The following is a 20,743-nucleotide window of genomic DNA, read 5'->3' as shown; positions in this document are numbered from 1 at the left end:
ATTACTAAAATTAAGATACCTAATTATATACCTGTATTAGGTGATTATGATATAAGTTCCAAAGGTGAGATTGTAATAGGTGGGTATGGTTATAGATTCCGCAGGAGTTTCATTTAAGTTTGAGAAGGAAGCGAGATAATAGAATGCGAAAATTTTCAAAAATAGTTATATGTGTTGGTGCGTTAATAATGATTATACTAGGCATGATTGTATATGATACATGGAAGGATAGGATTTATTTTTCTTTAGCTGTACTTTTTGTTACCGTACTTTCTTTACTATGGAATATAGTTGCTCATAATATTATGGATAAATTTAGGGGGAGAGAATGAATAGTTATGAAACTTTTACTGATTGGAACAGTAGCAGGGTGGTTTAATTAACATGAAAAAAAGTATAGATTTTAATAAGAAAGCTTTTGCACATTATATGGCTCTTTATCCTGTAAATGAAATAAGAGTCCACGTAATTGTCCTTGTCCTTTTGGGGGCAGACGTGTTTGTTCTCTTGCCTGCGTTTGCGAATCCTTTTCAATTACTCTATGTATATGTAATAACTCCTCCAGTTATTTTTTTAAATTTGTGGGCGATATGGATTGCTATCAATCCTCGGAAACGACAGTTACAATACACTCTATTTCGAGGAGTATATGGCACCATATGTTCAGTCGGATTATTAGTTATAACTCAAAAATATGCTTATGAAGTGTTACAATTACAAACTCCCATCTATTTTATTCTTTCATTTGGTTTGTATGGTTTTGCTTTGTATCTTTTTTATAAAAATCATATTGAAAAACTTCAGGAACCAAGAAAAAAATCAAAATCGTCGAAAGGAACTGGTGGTGTAAAAGTAGCAGCTATTGCAGCGGGATCGGGGCAGTTAATTGCTAATATAATTCTTAGCATTGCAACACAACAGATGGGTGCGATTGTATTTATGTGTGCATGCACAGTGTTTTCATTTGGTTTGTTTTATATGATTATAGAACTCCATAAGTATTATTATTTACGGAAGCATATAGAAGATGGAGGGAAAATACGTATAGGCTTTTAAAGAGAATTTGTTGCATTTCAAGTATATAATCGCATTCTTCTTATGGAAGCCATTCACGAGGCTTATAGCAATAAAAGATGTATAAGTGGAAGATTATATTGTGGTAAAACATCTGAAGGAATGGAAATTAGGTTTGTTCTTATTAATGATAAGATTATAGCTGTTTATCCCGTGTATTAAAGAATGTGAGGTACTCAAAAATGAAAGTAACTAATCAGCCCATAGTTAAAAATGTAAGAAAATATAGAGGTAATTGCTAAGAAGCACTCCCCCTAAGTTTCAGATGAAATTAAATGATTGAATATTTACATTTAAATAATCGACTATTTATGCTTTAATATTTATATGTACATAATTGGGATAATTAGGGATTTAAATTTAATATGTTTTAAGAAAGGGGAATGTTTTTTATATGGAAACTCCAGAAAATCAATTTAAACGTGCGCTTAATCCTTGGTTCTCCATTTGGACAAAACCACGTGATACAATGAAAGAAATTTTTATATCCAAACCAAAGAATGTGTTTTTACTCATTTTACTAGGCTCATTCGTACAGACTTTAGATCGAGCATCTTCTAAAAATATGGCGGATTCAATAAGTAGTCCAGTTTCATTAATCTCAATGGTTATATTCGGTACCTTCGTTGCCTTCTTAATTTATTATTTTTTGTTACCAGCGTTATTTAATTGGGTGGCAAAAAAACTTGGTGGACAAGGTACCTTTGAGAAAACACGTTACTCAGTTGCCTATTCTTATATCCCTTACGTTTACTCTCTTATATTAGTTTGGGTGCCTTCATTTTTCTTGTTTGGGATAGAAAACTTTACGAGTGAGACACCGAAAATGGAGAGTAGCATAACTTTAACGATTTTGTTTCTTATTTTTGCCATAATTGATATAGTTATTGGAATTTGGACAATCATTATTTCCTTAAAATGTTTAGGAGAAGCACACCAATTTTCAGCATGGAAAGCATTATTAACAATAATAATATCCTTTATGATTATCATTCTTCCTTTGGTAATAATAGTATTTCTTATAGTAGGGGTTACAACTTTTTAATCATTTATTTGCCTCTTATTTATCCAAATGTTTTCTACGCGCTGTTAGTAATTGTTACAGGGTGAACAACCACATGATTCGGATGTTCCACTTGGCGAAGCGTATGACCTATATGATCAAATTGATCGCCCGTTTTACGGCCTGTTCTTCTTATTATTAGTGTTAACAGGAATTTGTGAAGGCAAACTTGAAAATCAAATATTAAACTATTAAAACCTTAGGAGAGCTGAGTAGATTGTCTTTGTTCGTCTCTTATTTTCCAATTGGAGGCTAATTATTACCAATTGGTTCTGTAGCTCTTATAGAAGAAATTAATCAACCTCTTATGATTTATGGAAGAAAGCAACAACAAGCTGATAATAAATTATGCGATTATGTTTCTTGTCCATATCCTCATGGTAATTTATCAAAAGAATATAATGTGTTTTTTAATCATAATCAAATAATTCATTTATTATTTAAGGGTTTCGAAACAGAGGATGAATTAGAATTAAGAAGTAAATTATCTGAGTTTTAGTGAAAATGGAGAAAATATAATATGGTTTTAGGAATTTCATATTCTGATATTTTTCATATCATAATTATTGTTTTGGTTTTTTTCATTTTTTGGAGATTGAATACTTGGTATAATAAAAAATATAATGTTCCTAAGGTTTTTCAATGGTTTCCTAGAAGATGGGGAAAAAGAAAAGTTTCAGAGCATTTGTCTCAACTAGATAAAAAGTTAGAAGCTGAAGGTAAAGGTATCTGGGTTACAATCTATGCTATAGATTTGTACATTGTAACTATTCCTTGTACAGTAAAAAAATATAAATCTTAATACATATATGTGTATAAAAAAGACCTTTTATTTTAAAATAAAAGGTCTTTTTTATGATGATTGAAATAGTAATTTTAAGTGAATTAAATTTGAAATGTATCAAGAATATTATCTTTTTCTTCTTTGTTAATTCCAATATATTCCATATGGATGTGTGGTGTGCTATGGTTAAGAATTTCTTGTAACATAGCAACATCTTTTGTTTGTTTATAGAACCAATAGCCGAAGGTTTTTCGCATGGTGTGAGTACCAATGGATTCTACATTGGCAAAATCTCCGGCTTTTTGCAATTGTCGATAATACGTGTTTTTTCGTCATACAAAAACCCCTACATATAAGTAGAGGTTTTTAAATTATATCTTAATGAATTATGCCTTCTTAGATAAAGTACATCGAGTTCAGATAAACGAAGATTATAGAATACATCATTTTAACTAGATTTATTATTAACTAATGTATCCCCACTACCAAGCTCCGCCTCAATTTGCGAAGTCTTCGATGACTCATCCATACGCCAATACGTAATAAAGCTGATTGCGATACATCCAGCTACATAAAAGTAGAATAGTGATTCCATCCCAATACTCTTTAGCCATAATGCGATGAACTCAGCTGTTCCGCCAAATATCGCAACTGTTAGTGCATATGGTAAACCTACGCCAAGTGCGCGAATTTCAGTTGGGAAGAGTTCTGCTTTTACAATTGCGTTAATCGAAGTGTAACCAGTAACGATAATGAGACCGACCATCATGAGTAAGAATGCTACGATTGGTTCTGTCGTTTTTTCCATAAAGAAGAAGATCGGTGCTGTTAGCAATGTTCCGAGAATACCGAATGCCATTAATAGTGGGCGGCGTCCAATTTTATCGGATAATAGCCCTGCAATCGGTTGAAGTACGACGAAAATAAGTAGTGCGACAAAGTTAATCCAGCTTACAACTTCTTTCGGAAGACCGACTGTGTTTACCATGAACTTTTGTAAATATGTTGTGTACGTATAGAATGCGACAGTGCCTCCGAGTGTTAGACCGACTACTGTTAATACTGCTTTCGGGTGTTTCATAAGCGTGCGAACGGTTCCTGCGCTTTCGCGTTTTTGTGATTTTATGTTTGTGAACTGCTCCGATTCATCCATTGTGCGACGAAGCCATAATACAGCTACTGCACCCATCGCTCCAATAATGAATGGAATACGCCAGCCCCAAGCTTTCATATCTGGTTCGCTTAGTAATTGCTGAAGAACAATTTGAACGCCTAACGCAACCATTTGTCCGGCAACGAGCGTGACATACTGGAAGCTTGAATAAAAGCCGCGGCGTCCACTACTAGCCATTTCAGATAAATACGTTGCGGAAGTTCCGTACTCTCCGCCGAGTGATAATCCTTGTAGTAAACGGGCAAGAACTAAAATAATTGGTGCCATAATACCGATGCTTTCGTAACTAGGTGTACAGGCGATAATTAAGGAACCACCGGCCATAACCGTAATGGAAAGCGTTAATGCTGCCCGGCGTCCGTGCCGATCCGCATAGCGTCCCATTAATAAACTTCCGATAGGGCGCATTAAAAACCCAACTGCGAAAATAGCCGCTGTGTTCAGTAACTGACTCGTTGGATCGCCTTTAGGAAAGAACTCTGCTGAAAAGTAAACAGCGAAAGCAGAGTAAACGTACCAGTCGTACCATTCAATTAAATTGCCGACAGAACCTTTGAAAATATTGCCGGCGACTCGATTAGATTTTACTTGAGCCATAATCGTTCCTCCTCTTGCTTATAAATAAAACGATAATTATGAAAGCGTGTTCATTATAGTTGGATTGTACTATCTATAGAATGAAATCTCAATATTATGACAATTTTATTCTTTTTGTACTTTATGTACATGGAGAGTTTTAATAGTTGCTTCCTTATTCGTTTTGTCATAATAATAGAAAAAGGAGATTGATAGTTTTGAATATTTTATCAAAGGATATGAAGTATGAAGAAATCACGAAAAGTGTCATTACAAACGAAAATAGTAAGCTTAATTATCGCGTTAATTTTATTTGTCGTTCTCCTATTAGCGGGAATATTTGTTTACATTCAGTCCGTTGATACGAAGCGCCAAGTGGAACAATTAGCACTGCAAACAGCGAAGTCGCTTTCTTTTATGCCAGCTATAAAAGATGCTTTTCAGAATAACGAGCATAAAAGTACGATTCAATCTATTGCGGAACAAGTTCGTGAGCAAGCTGGCGCAGATACTGTCATTATAGAAGATCGCTTTGGGGTGATGTATTCCCATTCTAATTCGGAGTTAATTGGTACAAAAAGTAACAATCCATATAACTATGAAGCACTCACTTTTGGTGGCTATTATACGCTTGAAGGAAATGGCGAAAGTGGTCCTGCTTTAATGGCGAAGGCGCCCATTATTGTTCATAACGGAGACTACGATCAAGTCGTAGGCGTTGTGACAGTAGAGTTTTTAATAAAAGGTATTGAATCTAACATACTGAGCAGAACGAAAGAAATTATACTCTTTTCCTTAGCTGTATTAGTAGTCGGAATTATTGGCGGCATTCTTTTAGCACGTAGTATTCGTAAAGACACACTCGGTTTAGAGCCGAATGAAATTGCAGCGTTATACCGTGAAAGAAGTGCGATATTACTATCTATAAAAGAAGGAATTATAGCTATTGATCAAAACGGTTTTATTACGATGATGAACACCTCGGCAGAAGAAATGCTACATGTAAATTGTGATTATATGCAGCAACACATTTCAAAAGTTTTACCAGAATTTAATATGGAAAGAGTGCTAGAAAACGATCAAGAAATCGCGTTTCAAGATAAAGTGTTTATTTTAAATATGACACCGATACTTGAAAATAACAGTACGGTAGGAATTGTATGTAGTTTTAGAGATAAAACAGAACTGCAAAACCTTGTGAACACAATATCTGAGGTAAGAAAGTATTCTGAGGACTTACGCGCTCAAACACATGAATTTACAAATAAGCTTTTCGTTTTATCAGGATTACTTCAGTTAGGCCATTACAAAGAGGCGATTGAATTTATCCAGCAAGAATCTAATATTCATCAAAGCCAAAATCATATTTTATTCCATCAAATTCATGATGCAAAAGTACAAGCAATTTTATTAGGGAAAATCGGAACAGCATCTGAGAAGAAAATTGATTTTCATATTGAAGGAGATAGTGCGCTTCATCCGTTACCAGACCATATAAAAGTTTCGCACCTTATTACGATTCTTGGAAACATAATCGACAATGCATTTGATGCGGTGAGTACACAAGAGGAAAAGAATGTGTCCTTCTTTGTTACGGATATTGGGCACGATATTGTGTTTGAAGTGATAGATAGTGGGATAGGGATACCGGCAGAAAAAATCACGACTATTTTTCAAAAAGGATTTTCAACGAAAGGAAATGATCGTGGTTACGGACTAGCAAACGTGAAAGAAATGGTAGATCTACTAGGGGGAACAATTGAAATTCAAAACGAGAAAAATGGGGGAGCTATTTTTACAATTTACCTTCCGAAAACATTGAAAGAAAGTACATAACAAACAGGGGGATGGACATATGTTGAAGGTTGCAATTGCAGAAGATGATTTCCGCGTCGCGCAAATTCAAGAGGAGTTTTTATTAAAAATAAAGGATGTAAAAGTAATCGGAAAAGCATTAAATGCAAAAGAAACGATAGAACTACTACAAAAGGAAGAAATCGATTTACTTCTATTAGATAATTATTTACCAGACGGAATTGGGACAGACTTATTACCAAAAATTCATGCCGACTTTCCAAGCGTTGACGTCATTATGGTAACGGCGGCGAATGAAAACCACATGTTAGAAAAAGCAATTCGAAACGGCGTAAGCAACTACCTTATAAAACCGGTCACGTTAGAAAAATTTGTTCGTACAATTGAAGATTATAAAAGAAAGAAGCAACTATTACATAGTAACAATGAAATAAATCAAGCACTCATCGATAACTTCTTCGGGACTTCGCAAACACAAGACATAAAAAACTTACCGACAGGTGTTGATCCGTTAACACTGCAAAAAGTGAAAGGGATTATAAAAGGATTCGAAGAGGGCATTACAATAGAAGAAATGGGAGAACAAATGGGGGCCTCCAGAACAACCGCAAGAAGATATTTAGAATACTTAGTAGCGACCGGCGAATGCACAGTAGAATACACATACGGTATTATCGGACGACCAGAACGAAAATATCGAATAGGACGAGGACTATGAAAAAACGATTATTACTATGTATATGGATCATGACAGGAGTAATAGCTGGTTGTTCCTCGGATAAATCCCATACGAATAAAGTGAACATCAACAAAGTAGAAATCGTTGCGCCAAACGTTCAAGGGGCAGGCTGGGACTTAACAGCACGGGCAATGCAAAAAACGCTCACGGAAGAAAAAATATTCACAAAACCAATCACAGTCACAAACAAAGTAGGTGGCAGCGGTGATGTCGGATGGAAATATACGAAACAAAAAGGTGGTCACGTACTGGCGATTAACTCAAGCTTACTCATAACGAACAACCTACTAGGCCACAGTAAACTAACATATAAAGACTTCACCCCGCTCGCAACGTTAGCATCGGACTGGGAAGTTGTTGTCGTATCAAAAGACTCAAACATAGAAAACGCAAACGAACTAATGAAACAACTAAAACAAAACAAGAAAAACTTCAAAATCGGAGTTGCCCCCGGCCTAGGAAACGACGATCACCTATCCTTCGTACAAGTAAGCAAAGCATTCGGCATAAACCCAGCCGAACTACAATTCTTCGTCTACGAAAACAAAGAAAAAATCATAAACGCCCTAACGAACAAACAAATCAGCGCCGCAACCATGACCCTATCCGAAGCCGAAAAACAATACAAAGCCGGCAAAATAAAAATACTAGCCGTATCCGCACCAAAACGACTAGACCGACTACCAGAGATCCCAACGTGGAAAGAACAAGGAATCAACGTCATCTTCCAGCACTGGAAAGGCATTATGGGCCCGAAAGATATGACAGAGGAAGAGGTTGCTTATTGGGATGGTGTTATTAAGAGGATGGTGGAGAGTGAGAGTTGGAAGGGGATTTTGAGGGAGAGAGGGTGGAATTCTTATTATAAGGATAGTGGGGAGACTAGGGGGTTTTTGGAGGAGAGTGATTTAGGGTATGGTGAGTTGATAGGAGGAATTGGTTTGAGATGATGGGAGATAGCATGCCTACAATAAGAGTGTTATATAAATAACAAAACACCTTCTTATTACATGTACTAAGCATGTAATAAGAAGGTGTTTTTATGGTATAGAGATTATAGATTAAGGTAAATTATTCGTTAATGTTATTGGCAACAACAGAAGCAATATAAGAATTATTCAACCAATAACACTGCTTTGTAATCTGCTGTCCATCAGGTAAAGTGACCTTGTCAGCCCCATTACGAGCTTTTGGTCGAATATGTGCAACGCCGTTGAAATTCATTTTTGGTAGGTTATTTACTTCAACGGTTTTATCACCACGTGTTTTATATTCAAGTTGAATACCTTCATTTACCACCGTGTTTACTTCTTCCCAAAGTCCACGTATCTCTTTTTCTATTGTAGGGACAGGCATGTTCCAAAGTTTTATACCTTTAAAGTAGAGCTCGCGGTTTGGGTTTTCTTTTTTTGTTTGTTTAAATTCAAAAATTACAAATAAGAATTTGGTTTGGTAGAAGCGTTCTCGAATTTCGCTCTCTTCCCATGATTCATTTGTCCATTGGTGGAAATCAATAGTTTCAAATGACATGCTTTGTTCTGGCTTTCCGTTCGGCTCTAGACGAACTGTTTTAAATTCTATATTTGCTTTAGCGAATTCTTCAATATTAGTAAGACGTGTGTTTTTAATACCTAGTAAAGAGCTTACCAGTGATGGAATGAAATTTTTTGCAGTAGGTTTAGAATCTATTTCTAGTGAATGAGCAATCTCTTTATCTGTCAAACCTATATAAGGTTCGAATTTTGAATGAAGGAATTCCTCTAATGATTTTCCTTTTAAGTCGTTTGCTGTTGTGAAGCTTATTAACTCTTCATTTTTGATATATCTACGAACTAATGTAGTCATATAAGATGGCTTTAATGAAAAAGCTCGTTGCATCGCTTGTATTTCGGAAAATGGTTGTGGACGGATTGAATTTTTATTTGCTCCTTTTGTACAAGCTCCCAAATAATTTGTATCACCTTCAGATAACTCATGTGCTTTTCCAGAACGAATCTTAGATACAATTGTTTCCCAATCTTGCTTTATTATTTCTAAGTCAGCTTCAGGATATGAAAATAGAACACTTTTTGCGATATGGAAGTCTTGACGATTTAAATCTGCTTTCCATTCATAAAACATAAGTAATAATTTTTTGTTCTTTTCCCAGAAGCTAGACTCTTCAAAAGATGTATTAACTTCTTCCATGTAGTTAATGATATTTAAAACTAAGCGTTCTTTAGCAGATAAAGAACCATTTTTATTTTGCTTAAAAGGTGTTACTTTTAGTTTAACTCCAAGGTTTGTAAAGTTAATATCCGCATCTGAGGCGCTTTCATACCCAAAAAATTCTTCTTTTACTAACTGACCAAGTTCACCTTTAGAATTTGCTGTTGTAAGTTTATTGGTTGAATCAATTTCACTAAATTTTTGTCCTTCAGCTTTTTTTGCCTTTAACATTAGTTCATCTAGTGTAGCGTATGTAACCATATTAATCCCCTTTCGTATTCTATATTAATTAGTTTGCTGAGAAACCGTTAAATGAAAAGTTGTGATATAATAAAAAGCTGTTTTAATTTTATAGAGATAAAAATTATGTAAAGGAAGATCAGAGGATTTCTTACTAAATAAGATATGGAAATCCAAAATCCATATTATGGAATAGAAGTGTTTACTCTCATAATGGAGGGATTGATCTTTTCCTTACTTTTTATTATAATGAAGCATAAAGAAATAAAACACCGAAGGGATGTTCGTGTATTTATGGTGAAAGTAGTAGAACTTTTTGCGGGAGTGGGGGGTTTTAGGTTAGGACTTGAAGCGAACGAGAATTTTGAGATTATTTGGGGGAATCAATGGGAGCCCTTAACTAAAGCACAGCATGCATTTAATTGTTATGCCACTCAATTCGAAAATAAAGGAATACATGAAAATAAAGATATAGCAGAGGTTTGGCCAGAAATACCTGAGCATGATTTATTGGTAGGTGGCTTTCCATGTCAAGATTATTCAGTAGCACGCACAATATCAAATGAAAAAGGGATACAAGGGAAAAAAGGTGTTCTTTTTTGGGAGATAATGAACATAGTTAACTCTCGCAAGCCAAGATTTGTTTTGTTAGAGAATGTAGATAGATTATTGAAATCACCAGCAAAACAAAGAGGTCGTGATTTTTCTATTATGCTGGCGAGCTTTAGAGACGCGGGGTACGCGGTGGAATGGCGAGTTATTAACGCTGCAGATTATGGGAATTCACAAAGAAGGCGAAGAGTATTTATTTTCGCGTATTTAAAAGAATCTCATTTTGCATCAGTTCAAAGTAAAATGAAGTCGTTAGAGATATTATGTGAAAATGGATTTTTCGCTCCGATTTTTAATGTGCATGAAGCGCCTAAAGAAAACAAAAAAAGAGGGCAATTTGAGTTGCCGGTCGATATTATTGAGGTTTCTGATACATTTAAAGCTGAATACTATAATTCTGGCGTGATGATAGATGGACAAGTATATACTGAAGAAGTAGTTCCAGTAACTGAAAATCCAAAGACTTTAGGTGAGATTGTTCAGAAAGCATATAATAAATTTGGTCCTGCAGATGAATCATATTACTTGAAAATGGATAAGGTTAACAAAAAGGGAAGAACGGAATTTGAGGAACTTAAGTACCTTAAAGGGCCTAAAAAAGAAGAAAGAATATCAAAGGCGACAGGTCATAAATATTTCTACTCTGAGGGAGGAATGGCTTTCCCTGATGATTTAAATAAGCCTGGACGTACAATGTTAACAAGTGAAGGGACTTGTAATAGAAGTTCTCATGTAATTGAAGATCCTTACACAAAAAAACTAAGATACTTAACACCAGTTGAATGTGAGTTATTAAATGGATTTCCGATGGATTGGACGAATACAGGTATGCCACAAAGAAACAGGTACTTTTGTATGGGAAATGCTTTAGTGGTTGATTTGGTGGAGCGAATGGGTCAAAGGATTTTAGAGATTAACAAAGAAGAAGAGAAGATGGATAGTGTTGTACAGTTAAGTTTATTTTAGAAAGTAAATGTAGTATGTTTTTGTGAAAAATTTAAAAGTATATAGTGTTGGATAACCTGGGTTCTATAGTTAAAGACTCAGGTTATTTTTTATGTAATCTTTTAAAAGTAAGAATGGAGTAGTGGGAACTGTTTAATTTTATTATGAATGGAAAATCCACTAATTTCCTTTTTTCTTAATACCAACAATTCTTCTATAGATATTGTATAATATGGAATATATTCGAAACGTATTTTTAGATTAAGAGGTGTTACATCATTGGAGAAATATACATTTGATTTTCTACAAGAGATATTCCCAGAGTTAGCGGAGATGGGTAGGGATATTGAAAATATTTTTTATCAAGATCCCCAATCGGTTTTAATTAAGGGAAGAATATTTGCGGAGCTATTATCAAAACGTATTGCGGAAGAGCATGAACTGTACGACGTACAATATTTAAAGCAAGTAGAGCGTATTCAAAAATTAGAAAGAGAAGATATTTTATCAAAGGAAATTTCACGTTCATTTGATACTGTTCGCTATTTAGGAAATAAAGCGGCACATGAACATATTGAAAGTGGGGTAGAGAGTGCTTTTAAAATGCATAAAAATCTATTCCAAATTGCAGTATGGTTTATGGAGGTATATGGGAGTTATGAGTTTGTTGCCCCGAAATACAAACATCCACAGCCGAAGAGTAGTGTACATATTGTGGAGAAATTAGAAGAAAAGATATCTGCTAGTTTAGAAGAAAAGTTAAAAATGCTAATTGAGATTGCAAGTAAACAAAATACATCAAATCAAACTGAGAAATTAACAGAAATAAATAATGCTGAGATTGCAGTAGGGTTAGAAATTGAAGATAAACAGTCTGTGGATAATGAAGAAGAAGCAGATAACAATTTTGTGTATGATGATTTTATTTTAGGAGAAGGAGAGAGTTATTTACTAGCAGAACTCTCGAAGCTGAAAGAATCATCTCAAGAGGCTATCGAAAATCCTAATGAATTTAGTTCGTTTAAGGATTATTTGCATGTAGAAAGAACGATACAGAACGATATGATGTCTGCTCTAACAGCAGCAGCTGGGCAAAATACAAGTCAATTAATTTTCTTGTGTGGTAGCGTTGGAGATGGGAAATCACATTTATTATCGTATGTAAAAAATAAATATCCTGAATTGATGGAAGAGTTTTCGGTGCATAATGATGCTACGGAAAGTTTTGATCCACAAAAGAGCTCCCTTGATACATTAGCGGAAGTATTAAAGCCATATAGTGATAGTGAGATTGATGGTTCTAGATTCAAGATGATTTTAGCTATTAACCTAGGAGTTCTGCATAACTTTATTGAATCAGATTATGCAAAAGAGCACTATCAAATTTTAACAAAATTTATTGAGGAATCAGGAATATTCGAGGCAAATGAAATTGCTACTAATCAACAAAGTGGTAATTTCCACTTGATTAGCTTTAGTGATTATCAACCTTTTGAATTAACTAGTGAAGGGCCAAAATCAGATTACTTTTCATCTATTTTAAAGCGAATTGTGGTTGAGTCAGAAAAAAATCCATTCTATCAAGCCTATTTAAAGGATAAGCAACGTGGTATAAATGGATTCTTTATGGTGAATTATGAGTTATTGCAACAGCAACAAATACGAGATGGTGTTTTAAGCATTTTAGTTGAAGCAATAGTTAAGCATAAGATGATTATTTCGACACGCTCCATGCTTAATTTTATTTATGATATTTTAGTGCCCTCTCATGGGAATGAAGATTTTCTTGGGGCAGGTATGATGGAAAAAACCGAAGCTTTATTGCCGAATTTATTATTTGATGGTCAAGAGAAATCAAATTTACTAGCAGTTATTTCTAAAATGGATCCTATTCATCTTCGATCAAATAGTGTAGATCAAATGCTAATTGAGCTAAACAATTCAGTAAATATGAAGAATACTTTCCAAAAGCATTTAGTTTTAAATGGACTTGATGGATGGATAGAAGGGCTAGAAGAGATGGGACCTTTCTTCGAGTTAAGTGATTCATCTAGACAGGTATTCAATAAAACATTAATACGTATGTCATTGTTTTTATCTCCTGTTTTGAATGAAATGTTCGCGGATGAAAATTATAAAAAATATATGGAATATTTATATGCCTTTAATAAGGGAAATCGATCTGACTTAAGAGAGATGTATAATTTAGCGAGAGAATCGATATTCTTGTGGAACGGACGTCCGAAATCAGATTATGTATTTATGGATTATTCAAATGATACTACTCAGGTGGCACAGTCTCTTAAAATCAAGCCATTTGTAGGACATTTGAAAGGGGTAGAACCAGAGGTTTTAAATCGATTTAAATTAAATATATTACTTGCTTTTTCTAATGAAGATAAAGTAGCACCTGTATATTTAGAAATTGATTATCCGTTATATGAAATGATGGTTAAACTTTCAAAAGGTTATCGTCCGAATAAAAAGGATAAAGAAGATTGTATTCAGTTCGTTGAATTTGTGGATAAGATAATGAAATTAGGAAATAGAGAAAAAGAATTATTGTTTGTTCAATCTAATGAAAATGGAATGTTTAGACTAACATACGACGAAGATTTTGAAGAATTTACGTTTAGAAGGGATTAGAAAATGATTGTAAGAGAGAATTTAGAGGATTTGAAAAACTCGCTGAGTATTAAACCAGAAAAGTTAGGATTAAAACATACAATAAATAAAAAAGCTCCTCTGTTACCTTTCTCTACCCGAGGAACAGAGCGGGCAAAATTCGCAAAAGGGTTTCAGGGAGTATTAGGAGAGTTTACGCGTCTAGTCAGCGGAAATCAGTTAAAAATGGAAGTTAATCTAGAAGAACTTATTGGAGAGATTAGTAAATCTGTTGATGTATCAAAGCAAGATAAGTCGCAATTTGAACAAATACTACGTACCTTTCTGCAGGATAGTGACAATACAATTAAAATTTTTCATTTACATTTGTTTCAATATTTACCATTAAGTGATAAAGCTGATAAAAAAGGAGAACAAGATATTGCTAGATTCCTTTTAGACGTCTTATTAGGTGAAAAAGAAACAGTAGAAGAGATTTTTGGAAAAAGCGATTCAACAGATTTAATGTCACGTCTTGTGTTAAAACAATTAAATCATTTGGAGAGCGACGAAAAAGAACGCCGTCCTTATATTAATCAAATTCCATTTATCTCAAAGCTATTCAAAGAAGATTTTCAATTTTTAGCGGAACATAAAGATTATTTTAGAACTCATTATCATTTGTTTCTTAGTTATTATTACTTTTTATATATTACTCAATTGACTTTAAAGCTTTCACAAGTTGGGAAAGCGAACTTTAGTGAGAACAACGAAGTTTATTTTACACTTGACTGGGAGTCTACGAGTAAGAATAGAAAAGGTTATACTCATGGTTATCAAATGATTAAAGATACAGGTAGACATTTACTACTACATATTAATTGCTTAGAACATTTAAATTTCCTAATGGGAGTAGAAAAAGCAGGTGGCTATCCTGAATTAAAGGAAACATATCAGCAATTATCCGATGAGGATAAAAAAGTATTTTTAGAGATGCTTTGTGATTGGGTTATGGAATATAGAAGACATTTAGGTCTTGGGGCTTATGAAGGAAATTTAGAATTAGAATATGATACGCTGGTACAATCCTTATTCCGTAGTATAGAAGAAGCCTATGAAAAAGATACGATGCAAGGCCCTCGACATAGATACTCTTTATCAATAGAAGAGGTTGGGAAAAAATATTTCTTAAAAACTCGAGGTTCACTTGGTTATATGCTTAATATTAGTCAAGATATGTTATTGCTACTAACAGCATTGAGTTTAAAAAAGGAAAGAAAACCTTTGAAGCAAGTATTTATAGATTTAGAGGCTAGAGGTCTATTTTTCGATCGTTACTCAAAAGAAGAAATTGTACAGTTATTTGATAAGCTGAATTTAATAGACAAAAAAAGTGATAGCGGTGATGCACAGTATGTTAAACCAATTTTATAATTATCTTTCAGATAAACTAATAAATTATTTACAAGCGGAAAATCTTAGAGGTGGAGAGCGATTTTACCTTCAATTTGATAATCATGAACAAGTACAAGCATTTTATGACACATTAAAAGAACAGGATTTATCGCACGCGTTTTATTATCAGCATAAGCAGGGAACTCCATACGAAACGATTGCCATTAAGGTTTCAGAGGAGATGAAAGTAGTTGTTGCGACTACATCGGCAAATGTTACTCCGGACTTTTTAGTAACACTTCGTAATGAAGTCGGTGAACAAAAGGATGTTTGGGAGAAAACAGCTTTACTTAGTATATGTCATGAGACGCTGGACAGTATTAAGGGTGGTAGCAGTGATTTGCAAAAAGAAGGTATGCCATTTAATGTAAAATCAATTTTGAAAACATTAAAAGAAGAAATTGAAACTTCTTCTTTAAATAAAGAAGAGAAGGAAGTACTTTCATTTTATTTACGTAAAAAATTAGATGATACAATTGTGCGACCATCTCTTTGGGATTATGAAGAAATTCTTGGATTTTTATCAAAACAAGAGATTGCGAGAGAAGATTATTCTAATCTAGGTATTTTCTATGATGAAAATTTAAATCAATTTACTTCAGCTCAAATGAAAAAAAGGCTAGAAGAAAATGCTTCATTCTTTGAGAAAGTTCAACAGATGCATGAGTATGAACATTTAGAGAGTCAATTAGAAAAATTATTTGATGAGAAAGGTGTTTCTCGCCTGAAGAAAGATGATTGGCAGCAAGCGGATTATGTTCTTGTTAAAGATTCTTACGACAAAATGACTGAGATAGATCGCCCATTAGAATATATCGAATCACCAAAGAAATATTCAAAAGAAGGTCTGCTATATTGGGAAAAAGCACAAGCTGAGACAAAGGCTGGGAGGCGTAAACGCCATATTATCGTTTTTAATCCTACACAGATAGAAGATATCAACCTGAACTTTGAATTTGAAGAAAAGTTGAAGAAGGAATATATTCATAAAAATTCACAGGGTTTTTGTGGAGTATCTGGGAAAAAGCTAACTGTTAGTTTAGCGCATAAGCAAAATGTGACTTCATTCCATAAAGCTGTATATACGCATAAAATGCAATCTAAGTCGAAATATGAGTTTCATATTGCTGTTGTAGAATGTGAAGCCGCGTTTTTACAATCACTTCAAACAATTTATGAAGTGAATGTGAATAAGAAAAATGTAGTTATGAATAAAGCTGAAGAATGTATTGTTTTTGGAGATATTTCTAATGACCCAGAAGAAGTATTTATTGAGGAAGATGCGCAGATTATAAATTGGCAAGGTGGAAGTTTTGAAGTCTCTGAATCTTCCCCTGCATGGAATGATGATAGTTTATCGTTTTCTGTTCAAATTGAAACATCTTTAATTCCTTTTCTTATTAGAGAGCAAGTTGCAAAGACTGTTCCAGTATCAGGAGAAAGGATATGGAAATTAAAAAGAGAACATCAAGAAAGCTTTGAATATAACCTTGATACAAATAAATTAAAACAAGGTGCAAGGGAATTTTCAGCACGAGAAGGATTCCGAAATTATTTACAAGATGAGAGAGTATGGATTGAAAATGAAATCGCTTTTGCAGTTAGAGGAGTATCAGGCCTAAATAAGGTTGAATTATCAATGAACCCATCATTGAGAGAGGCGTACCAACAATTATTAAATTACTATAAATTTAATAATACGGTTCCTAGTCTTTGTTTTGTGGATGATCAATTAAGAGAGCTATCTATAAGATACTTGAAAGCTTTTAACGAAAGCGTTGCTCATATACAAGAAAATGTAATGTTAAAAGAAGAAGAAAAGAATCTGTTTAAATTGGGAGTTATTGAAGAGGAACAAAGAGTCATACTGACACCGTTGCATCCTCTTAATGTTGCCTATCAGTTAAGTATTAATGATGAAATTAAAAACGAAGTAGTTGAAATGCATATTTTAAATCGTTTGCATCCTAACAATCTATTGCCATATATATACGGACAGAATGATGAATTGTATAGGCCAGTTTCTCAAAATGAAGCGCCTGAATGGACTGTTTATGAACCGCTTCATAAGGTTGCGATTGGAGAATCTAATGCGTTTTTAGCTAATGTAGTTGAAGAAAAGCTTCAACAATTTGTGGAACATTTCCAATACTTATTTTTACAAGAATCTAAGTCTCCGATACGAATTAATGTGATTAATATAAATAATGATAAAGAAGTTGTAAGAGGTTTAGTACAGTTTATTAAGAAGCAGATAGATAAAAAAGGGCCGTCCAAAATTATACCAGTAGAGGTTGCTTTATATCATGAGGGTAATATACTAAGTGCTTTTGAAAAATTTTCTATATATGATGATGTTCAAAAATTCGAGGAGTTCTTTGAATTATCGTTAACATCAAAGAATCTTGATGCTGTAGACGTATTAAGGCTGATTCGAGAAAATGTGTTCTATTATAAACTTATTGGTACGAAAGAATATGGTTACGCTCATATTTCATTCTATAAAATGATTTCAAATGAGAAGCATGCGAAAAGTACAATGGAAGATATTGAAACAGGATTATCTTTAAATGGAATGTTATCATCCCTATCATCTATTAGTACAGAAGTAGATTATCGTACAGGATTTGGATTAAAAAATGTATTGAATAATGAACATTTGTTAATTCAAACTGCTAGAGGAATGAATGAATTAGGAAGTAATTTAAATAACGATGGTACAAACCCTTATCGTAAGAATGAAACAATTGTTACGAGAACATCTACCTATGATGAACAAGTTCTAGAACATTTATATGAATCTTCTTATTGGGTAACATTTATTGAACCTAATGTAGGTTTAGATTTCTTCCAAGATTCATCACGTAATTTATTGGTCATTCATTATAGTGATCAATATTCTTCATCAAGCCAGTATGATGCAATTACAGTAACGGATAAAGCAAGACAATACCGAGCGGTTATTGAACAGTATCTGGCAGAAAAAGAAATTGTATCGACACCTGAAAAAATTAATACAGCTATTAGAGCTTTCAATAGTTTAAATGGTGAGTGGTTACTACGAATTATAGGAAGTAAGGGACAATTCTCAAGAGAAAAGTTAAGCATTATTTCAGCTGTGAAGTATATATTAAGTGCTTTAGATCATGAGAATATTTTATGGGTTCCTATCTCATTAGAAGAAATATTGCGTGTTGCTGGAGCGGTGAAATTAACGAAAAGTGAAGGTGTATTTTCTGCAAAAAATCTAGGCGGAAAAGGTGCACATAGTGACGATTTACTGTTAATCGGAGTAGAAATGCAAGATGATAAATTATCAGTGCATTATTATCCAGTGGAAGTGAAAATCGGCTTAAATCAAGACAGTGCTATTGCGAAAGCAAAAGAGCAAATTAATGCTACTAAGCAACTATTTGATACACAACTTTCTAAAACAAGTGAAGACGGTTTACATGTGTTTAAACATAAGTTTTTCCGAAACTTCTTTGTGCAGTTATTGCTAGCGAATGCCGAGAAATTCATTACAAACAACATTTGGCCAGAAAAATCTTATGAGAAAATTGAAGAACTAAAGAAAAGATTATTAAATGATGATTATGAAATGAGTGGACATTTGAATGATAAAATCGGAAAAGGAGCAATTTTATCATTCAAAAAGGAACAATCATGGAGATCCATTAAAATAGAAGAAGATATTTTATTAGTGGAATTAACCGAAGAGGATGGATATGAAGGAGTAGTCGAAGAAATTGAGGCACTCAAAATGAAAATCCATTCTGGCGGAACTGATATTAATCCAGATAGATTATTGAATCAGAATCATGATTCTAATCAAGTGTTAAAAAAAACTAGCAATAAAGTCGTTCCAACTGTACCTCATTCTGAAGAAGAAAAGGAAGAAAAAGGAACGGGAGGAACAAAAGAATTAAAAGACATCCGCGTTTTGTTAGGAACAGTAGAGGGATCGACTCAAGAAATATATTGGGAATTCGGAAATTCAGAGCTAGCAAATAGACATATTTTAATTTCGGGTAAATCAGGACAAGGTAAGAGTTACTTCATTCAATGTTTACTACTTGAGCTGGCGCAAAATGGAATTTCTAGTATGATATTTGACTATACAGATGGATTTAAGAATTCTAAGTTAGAACCGGAATTCAAAGAGAAACTCCAAGATAATATTGAACAATTCCTAGTAGCAAAAGATAAATTCCCAGTAAATCCATTTAAGCGAAATCAAAAAGAATTGGATGAAGGAATTTATATCGATGAAGATAATACAGATGTTGCTGAAAGAATTAAAAGTGTATTTTCAGCTGTATATAAAGATTTAGGCATTCAGCAACAAAACGCTATATATGAGGCGGTAATGCGCGGTTTAGATAAATATGGCGAAGGTATGAATTTAAATTATTTATTAGCAGAATTAGAAGAGGATACTTCTGGGCCGGCTAAAACAGCAAGATCACAAATTAAGCCGTTTATTGATAAGAATCCATTTAATCATAATGCTGTATATGATTGGGGAGACATACTGAACCAAAAAGGTAAAGTGTTTATTGTACAATTAACGGGCTTTAATAGAGATGTACAGCTCATGATTACAGAGTTTATCTTATGGGATATTTGGAACTATCAATTACACCATGGCGACAAAAATAAACCATTCCCAGTTATATTAGATGAAGCGCAAAATCTTGATCATAGAGAAAAGTCACCAAGTGCCAAAATTTTAACTGAAGGAAGAAAATTTGGTTGGTCAGGTTGGTATGCAACACAATCATTAAAAGGCCAATTTACAACGGATGAAATTTCGCGACTACAGAATTCAAGTCAAAAAGTATATTTCATGCCACCAGAAAATGAAATTAGTGCCATTGCATCAAATCTTGCTCAAGATTCAACTGTGCGAAAAGAGTGGGAAAAACGACTTGCAACATTGAAGAAAGGTCAATGTATCACTTCTGGACCAATGTTACAAAAAAATGATACGTTGAAGTCGGGTAGTCCTGTAATTATTAATATTAGTGCGTTGCAGGATAGATTGAAGTAATAATTTAATAGTGATATGGAAGTTTTAGAAAACCACCTTGGACGGTATGTTTGTTTGAGGTGGTTTTTGTATTACTAAGTGTGTTGAACTTTTGAAATAGTAGGGGACCTACCTTGTCAAGTTTTTTGAAGTTTAAAGTGATTTTCATAGAGATTAATATGGGGGAAATTCGTGACTAGATAAATTCTTAGTATTTAAAGAGGATACATACAGTGGATCTTTTAATTTAGTGGAGATATAATAGGGGGGAATCATAAAAATGAAAGGGGGAAGAAGGATGAATTTTATGATTCCTTTGACTGGTATCTCAATCCTGTTTCTCTTCTATTGGTGTGTTGTGAATCAATATATTGTAGTTAAATGGAATGCTATTTTTAAGAAGGTTAATGAAAATATAGTGT

At 33.7% G+C, this 20,743-nt stretch carries 14 protein-coding genes and 1 pseudogene; 12 read left to right on the top strand and 3 right to left on the bottom strand.

Features of this window, described 5'->3' with window-relative positions:
- Positions 1-384 precede the first annotated feature (384 nt).
- The 5 genes from AU379_RS22560 (at position 385) to AU379_RS22545 (ending at position 2,939) form a co-directional block, all read left to right on the top strand.
- Entirely contained in the window at positions 385-1,056 is a 672-nt protein-coding gene (locus AU379_RS22560) for a hypothetical protein (RefSeq protein ID WP_061139744.1), read from the top strand.
- A 412-nt stretch (positions 1,057-1,468) separates the two neighbouring features.
- Positions 1,469-2,119: a Yip1 family protein gene (locus AU379_RS22555; protein ID WP_000449722.1), complete on the top strand. Its 651-nt coding sequence runs from the start codon at positions 1,469-1,471 to the stop codon at positions 2,117-2,119.
- A gap of 51 nt (positions 2,120-2,170) precedes the next feature.
- A complete protein-coding gene (locus AU379_RS30705) occupies positions 2,171-2,332 on the top strand; it encodes a hypothetical protein (protein ID WP_043328555.1) in 162 nt (53 codons plus the stop codon).
- 70 nt (positions 2,333-2,402) lie between these two features.
- On the top strand, positions 2,403-2,636 hold the full coding sequence (locus AU379_RS22550; RefSeq protein WP_073990571.1) for a DUF4176 domain-containing protein: 234 nt from the start codon (positions 2,403-2,405) through the stop codon (positions 2,634-2,636).
- Positions 2,637-2,657: 21 nt separating this feature from the next.
- Positions 2,658-2,939: a hypothetical protein gene (locus tag AU379_RS22545; protein ID WP_000242737.1), complete on the top strand. Its 282-nt coding sequence runs from the start codon at positions 2,658-2,660 to the stop codon at positions 2,937-2,939.
- Between the two features lie 83 nt (positions 2,940-3,022).
- Here AU379_RS22545 and AU379_RS22540 read toward each other — a convergent pair.
- Positions 3,023-3,238 (bottom strand): annotated as a pseudogene (locus tag AU379_RS22540) (tyrosine-type recombinase/integrase); the annotation flags it as partial.
- Between the two features lie 131 nt (positions 3,239-3,369).
- On the bottom strand, positions 3,370-4,692 hold the full coding sequence (locus AU379_RS22535; protein ID WP_061139743.1) for an MFS transporter: 1,323 nt from the start codon (positions 4,690-4,692) through the stop codon (positions 3,370-3,372).
- A 225-nt stretch (positions 4,693-4,917) separates the two neighbouring features.
- Here AU379_RS22535 and AU379_RS22530 point away from each other — a divergent pair, with 225 nt between their 5' ends.
- From AU379_RS22530 to AU379_RS22520, 3 genes are read left to right on the top strand one after another with little or no spacing between them, the layout of a single operon-like run.
- Positions 4,918-6,507, top strand: coding sequence for a sensor histidine kinase (locus AU379_RS22530; protein ID WP_061139742.1), 1,590 nt, complete (start codon positions 4,918-4,920; stop codon positions 6,505-6,507).
- 19 nt (positions 6,508-6,526) lie between these two features.
- Complete coding sequence (locus AU379_RS22525) at positions 6,527-7,204, top strand: response regulator (protein WP_061139741.1); 678 nt, start codon at positions 6,527-6,529, stop codon at positions 7,202-7,204.
- The gene (locus tag AU379_RS22520) at positions 7,201-8,175 is read left to right on the top strand and encodes a tripartite tricarboxylate transporter substrate-binding protein (RefSeq protein ID WP_061139740.1); all 975 of its coding nucleotides are present in this window, start codon (positions 7,201-7,203) and stop codon (positions 8,173-8,175) included. The genes AU379_RS22525 and AU379_RS22520 overlap by 4 nt, the downstream gene beginning before the upstream one ends.
- Positions 8,176-8,296: 121 nt before the next feature.
- On the opposite strand, the gene AU379_RS22515 is transcribed toward AU379_RS22520, so the two are convergent.
- The gene (locus AU379_RS22515) at positions 8,297-9,694 is read right to left on the bottom strand and encodes a Sau3AI family type II restriction endonuclease (protein WP_061139739.1); all 1,398 of its coding nucleotides are present in this window, start codon (positions 9,692-9,694) and stop codon (positions 8,297-8,299) included.
- Positions 9,695-9,967: 273 nt separating this feature from the next.
- Here AU379_RS22515 and dcm point away from each other — a divergent pair, with 273 nt between their 5' ends.
- The 4 genes from dcm (at position 9,968) to dptH (ending at position 20,342) form a co-directional block, all read left to right on the top strand.
- Positions 9,968-11,251: a DNA (cytosine-5-)-methyltransferase gene (dcm, locus tag AU379_RS22510; RefSeq protein WP_061139775.1), complete on the top strand. Its 1,284-nt coding sequence runs from the start codon at positions 9,968-9,970 to the stop codon at positions 11,249-11,251.
- Between the two features lie 258 nt (positions 11,252-11,509).
- Positions 11,510-13,876, top strand: a complete 2,367-nt coding sequence (gene dptF, locus AU379_RS22505) for a DNA phosphorothioation-dependent restriction protein DptF (RefSeq protein WP_061139738.1) — start codon at positions 11,510-11,512, stop codon at positions 13,874-13,876.
- 3 nt (positions 13,877-13,879) lie between these two features.
- A complete protein-coding gene (dptG, locus tag AU379_RS22500; RefSeq protein WP_061139737.1) occupies positions 13,880-15,268 on the top strand; it encodes a DNA phosphorothioation-dependent restriction protein DptG in 1,389 nt (462 codons plus the stop codon).
- On the top strand, positions 15,249-20,342 hold the full coding sequence (dptH, locus tag AU379_RS22495) for a DNA phosphorothioation-dependent restriction protein DptH (RefSeq protein ID WP_061139736.1): 5,094 nt from the start codon (positions 15,249-15,251) through the stop codon (positions 20,340-20,342). Before dptG ends, dptH begins: the two co-directional genes overlap by 20 nt.
- Positions 20,343-20,743 lie beyond the last annotated feature (401 nt).

Source organism: Bacillus sp. JH7, from assembly GCF_001563515.1.
In the GTDB taxonomy this organism is placed as follows: domain Bacteria; phylum Bacillota; class Bacilli; order Bacillales; family Bacillaceae_G; genus Bacillus_A; species Bacillus_A cereus.
The sequence above is the reverse complement of the archived record's forward strand: the minus strand, read 5'-3'. Positions and strand labels throughout refer to the sequence as shown.

What these genes read in the sequence shown, in the direction of transcription:
- AU379_RS22520 (WP_061139740.1), top strand. Translation starts at nt 7,201, where the DNA reads ATGAAAAAACGATTATTACTATGTATATGGATCATGACAGGAGTAATA.
- AU379_RS22555 (WP_000449722.1), top strand. Translation starts at nt 1,469, where the DNA reads ATGGAAACTCCAGAAAATCAATTTAAACGTGCGCTTAATCCTTGGTTC.
- AU379_RS22535 (WP_061139743.1), bottom strand. Translation starts at nt 4,692, where the DNA reads ATGGCTCAAGTAAAATCTAATCGAGTCGCCGGCAATATTTTCAAAGGT.
- AU379_RS22525 (WP_061139741.1), top strand. Translation starts at nt 6,527, where the DNA reads ATGTTGAAGGTTGCAATTGCAGAAGATGATTTCCGCGTCGCGCAAATT.
- AU379_RS22530 (WP_061139742.1), top strand. Translation starts at nt 4,918, where the DNA reads ATGAAGAAATCACGAAAAGTGTCATTACAAACGAAAATAGTAAGCTTA.
- AU379_RS22560 (WP_061139744.1), top strand. Translation starts at nt 385, where the DNA reads ATGAAAAAAAGTATAGATTTTAATAAGAAAGCTTTTGCACATTATATG.
- dptG (WP_061139737.1), top strand. Translation starts at nt 13,880, where the DNA reads ATGATTGTAAGAGAGAATTTAGAGGATTTGAAAAACTCGCTGAGTATT.
- dptH (WP_061139736.1), top strand. Translation starts at nt 15,249, where the DNA reads ATGTTAAACCAATTTTATAATTATCTTTCAGATAAACTAATAAATTAT.
- AU379_RS22515 (WP_061139739.1), bottom strand. Translation starts at nt 9,694, where the DNA reads ATGGTTACATACGCTACACTAGATGAACTAATGTTAAAGGCAAAAAAA.
- AU379_RS22545 (WP_000242737.1), top strand. Translation starts at nt 2,658, where the DNA reads ATGGTTTTAGGAATTTCATATTCTGATATTTTTCATATCATAATTATT.
- dcm (WP_061139775.1), top strand. Translation starts at nt 9,968, where the DNA reads ATGGTGAAAGTAGTAGAACTTTTTGCGGGAGTGGGGGGTTTTAGGTTA.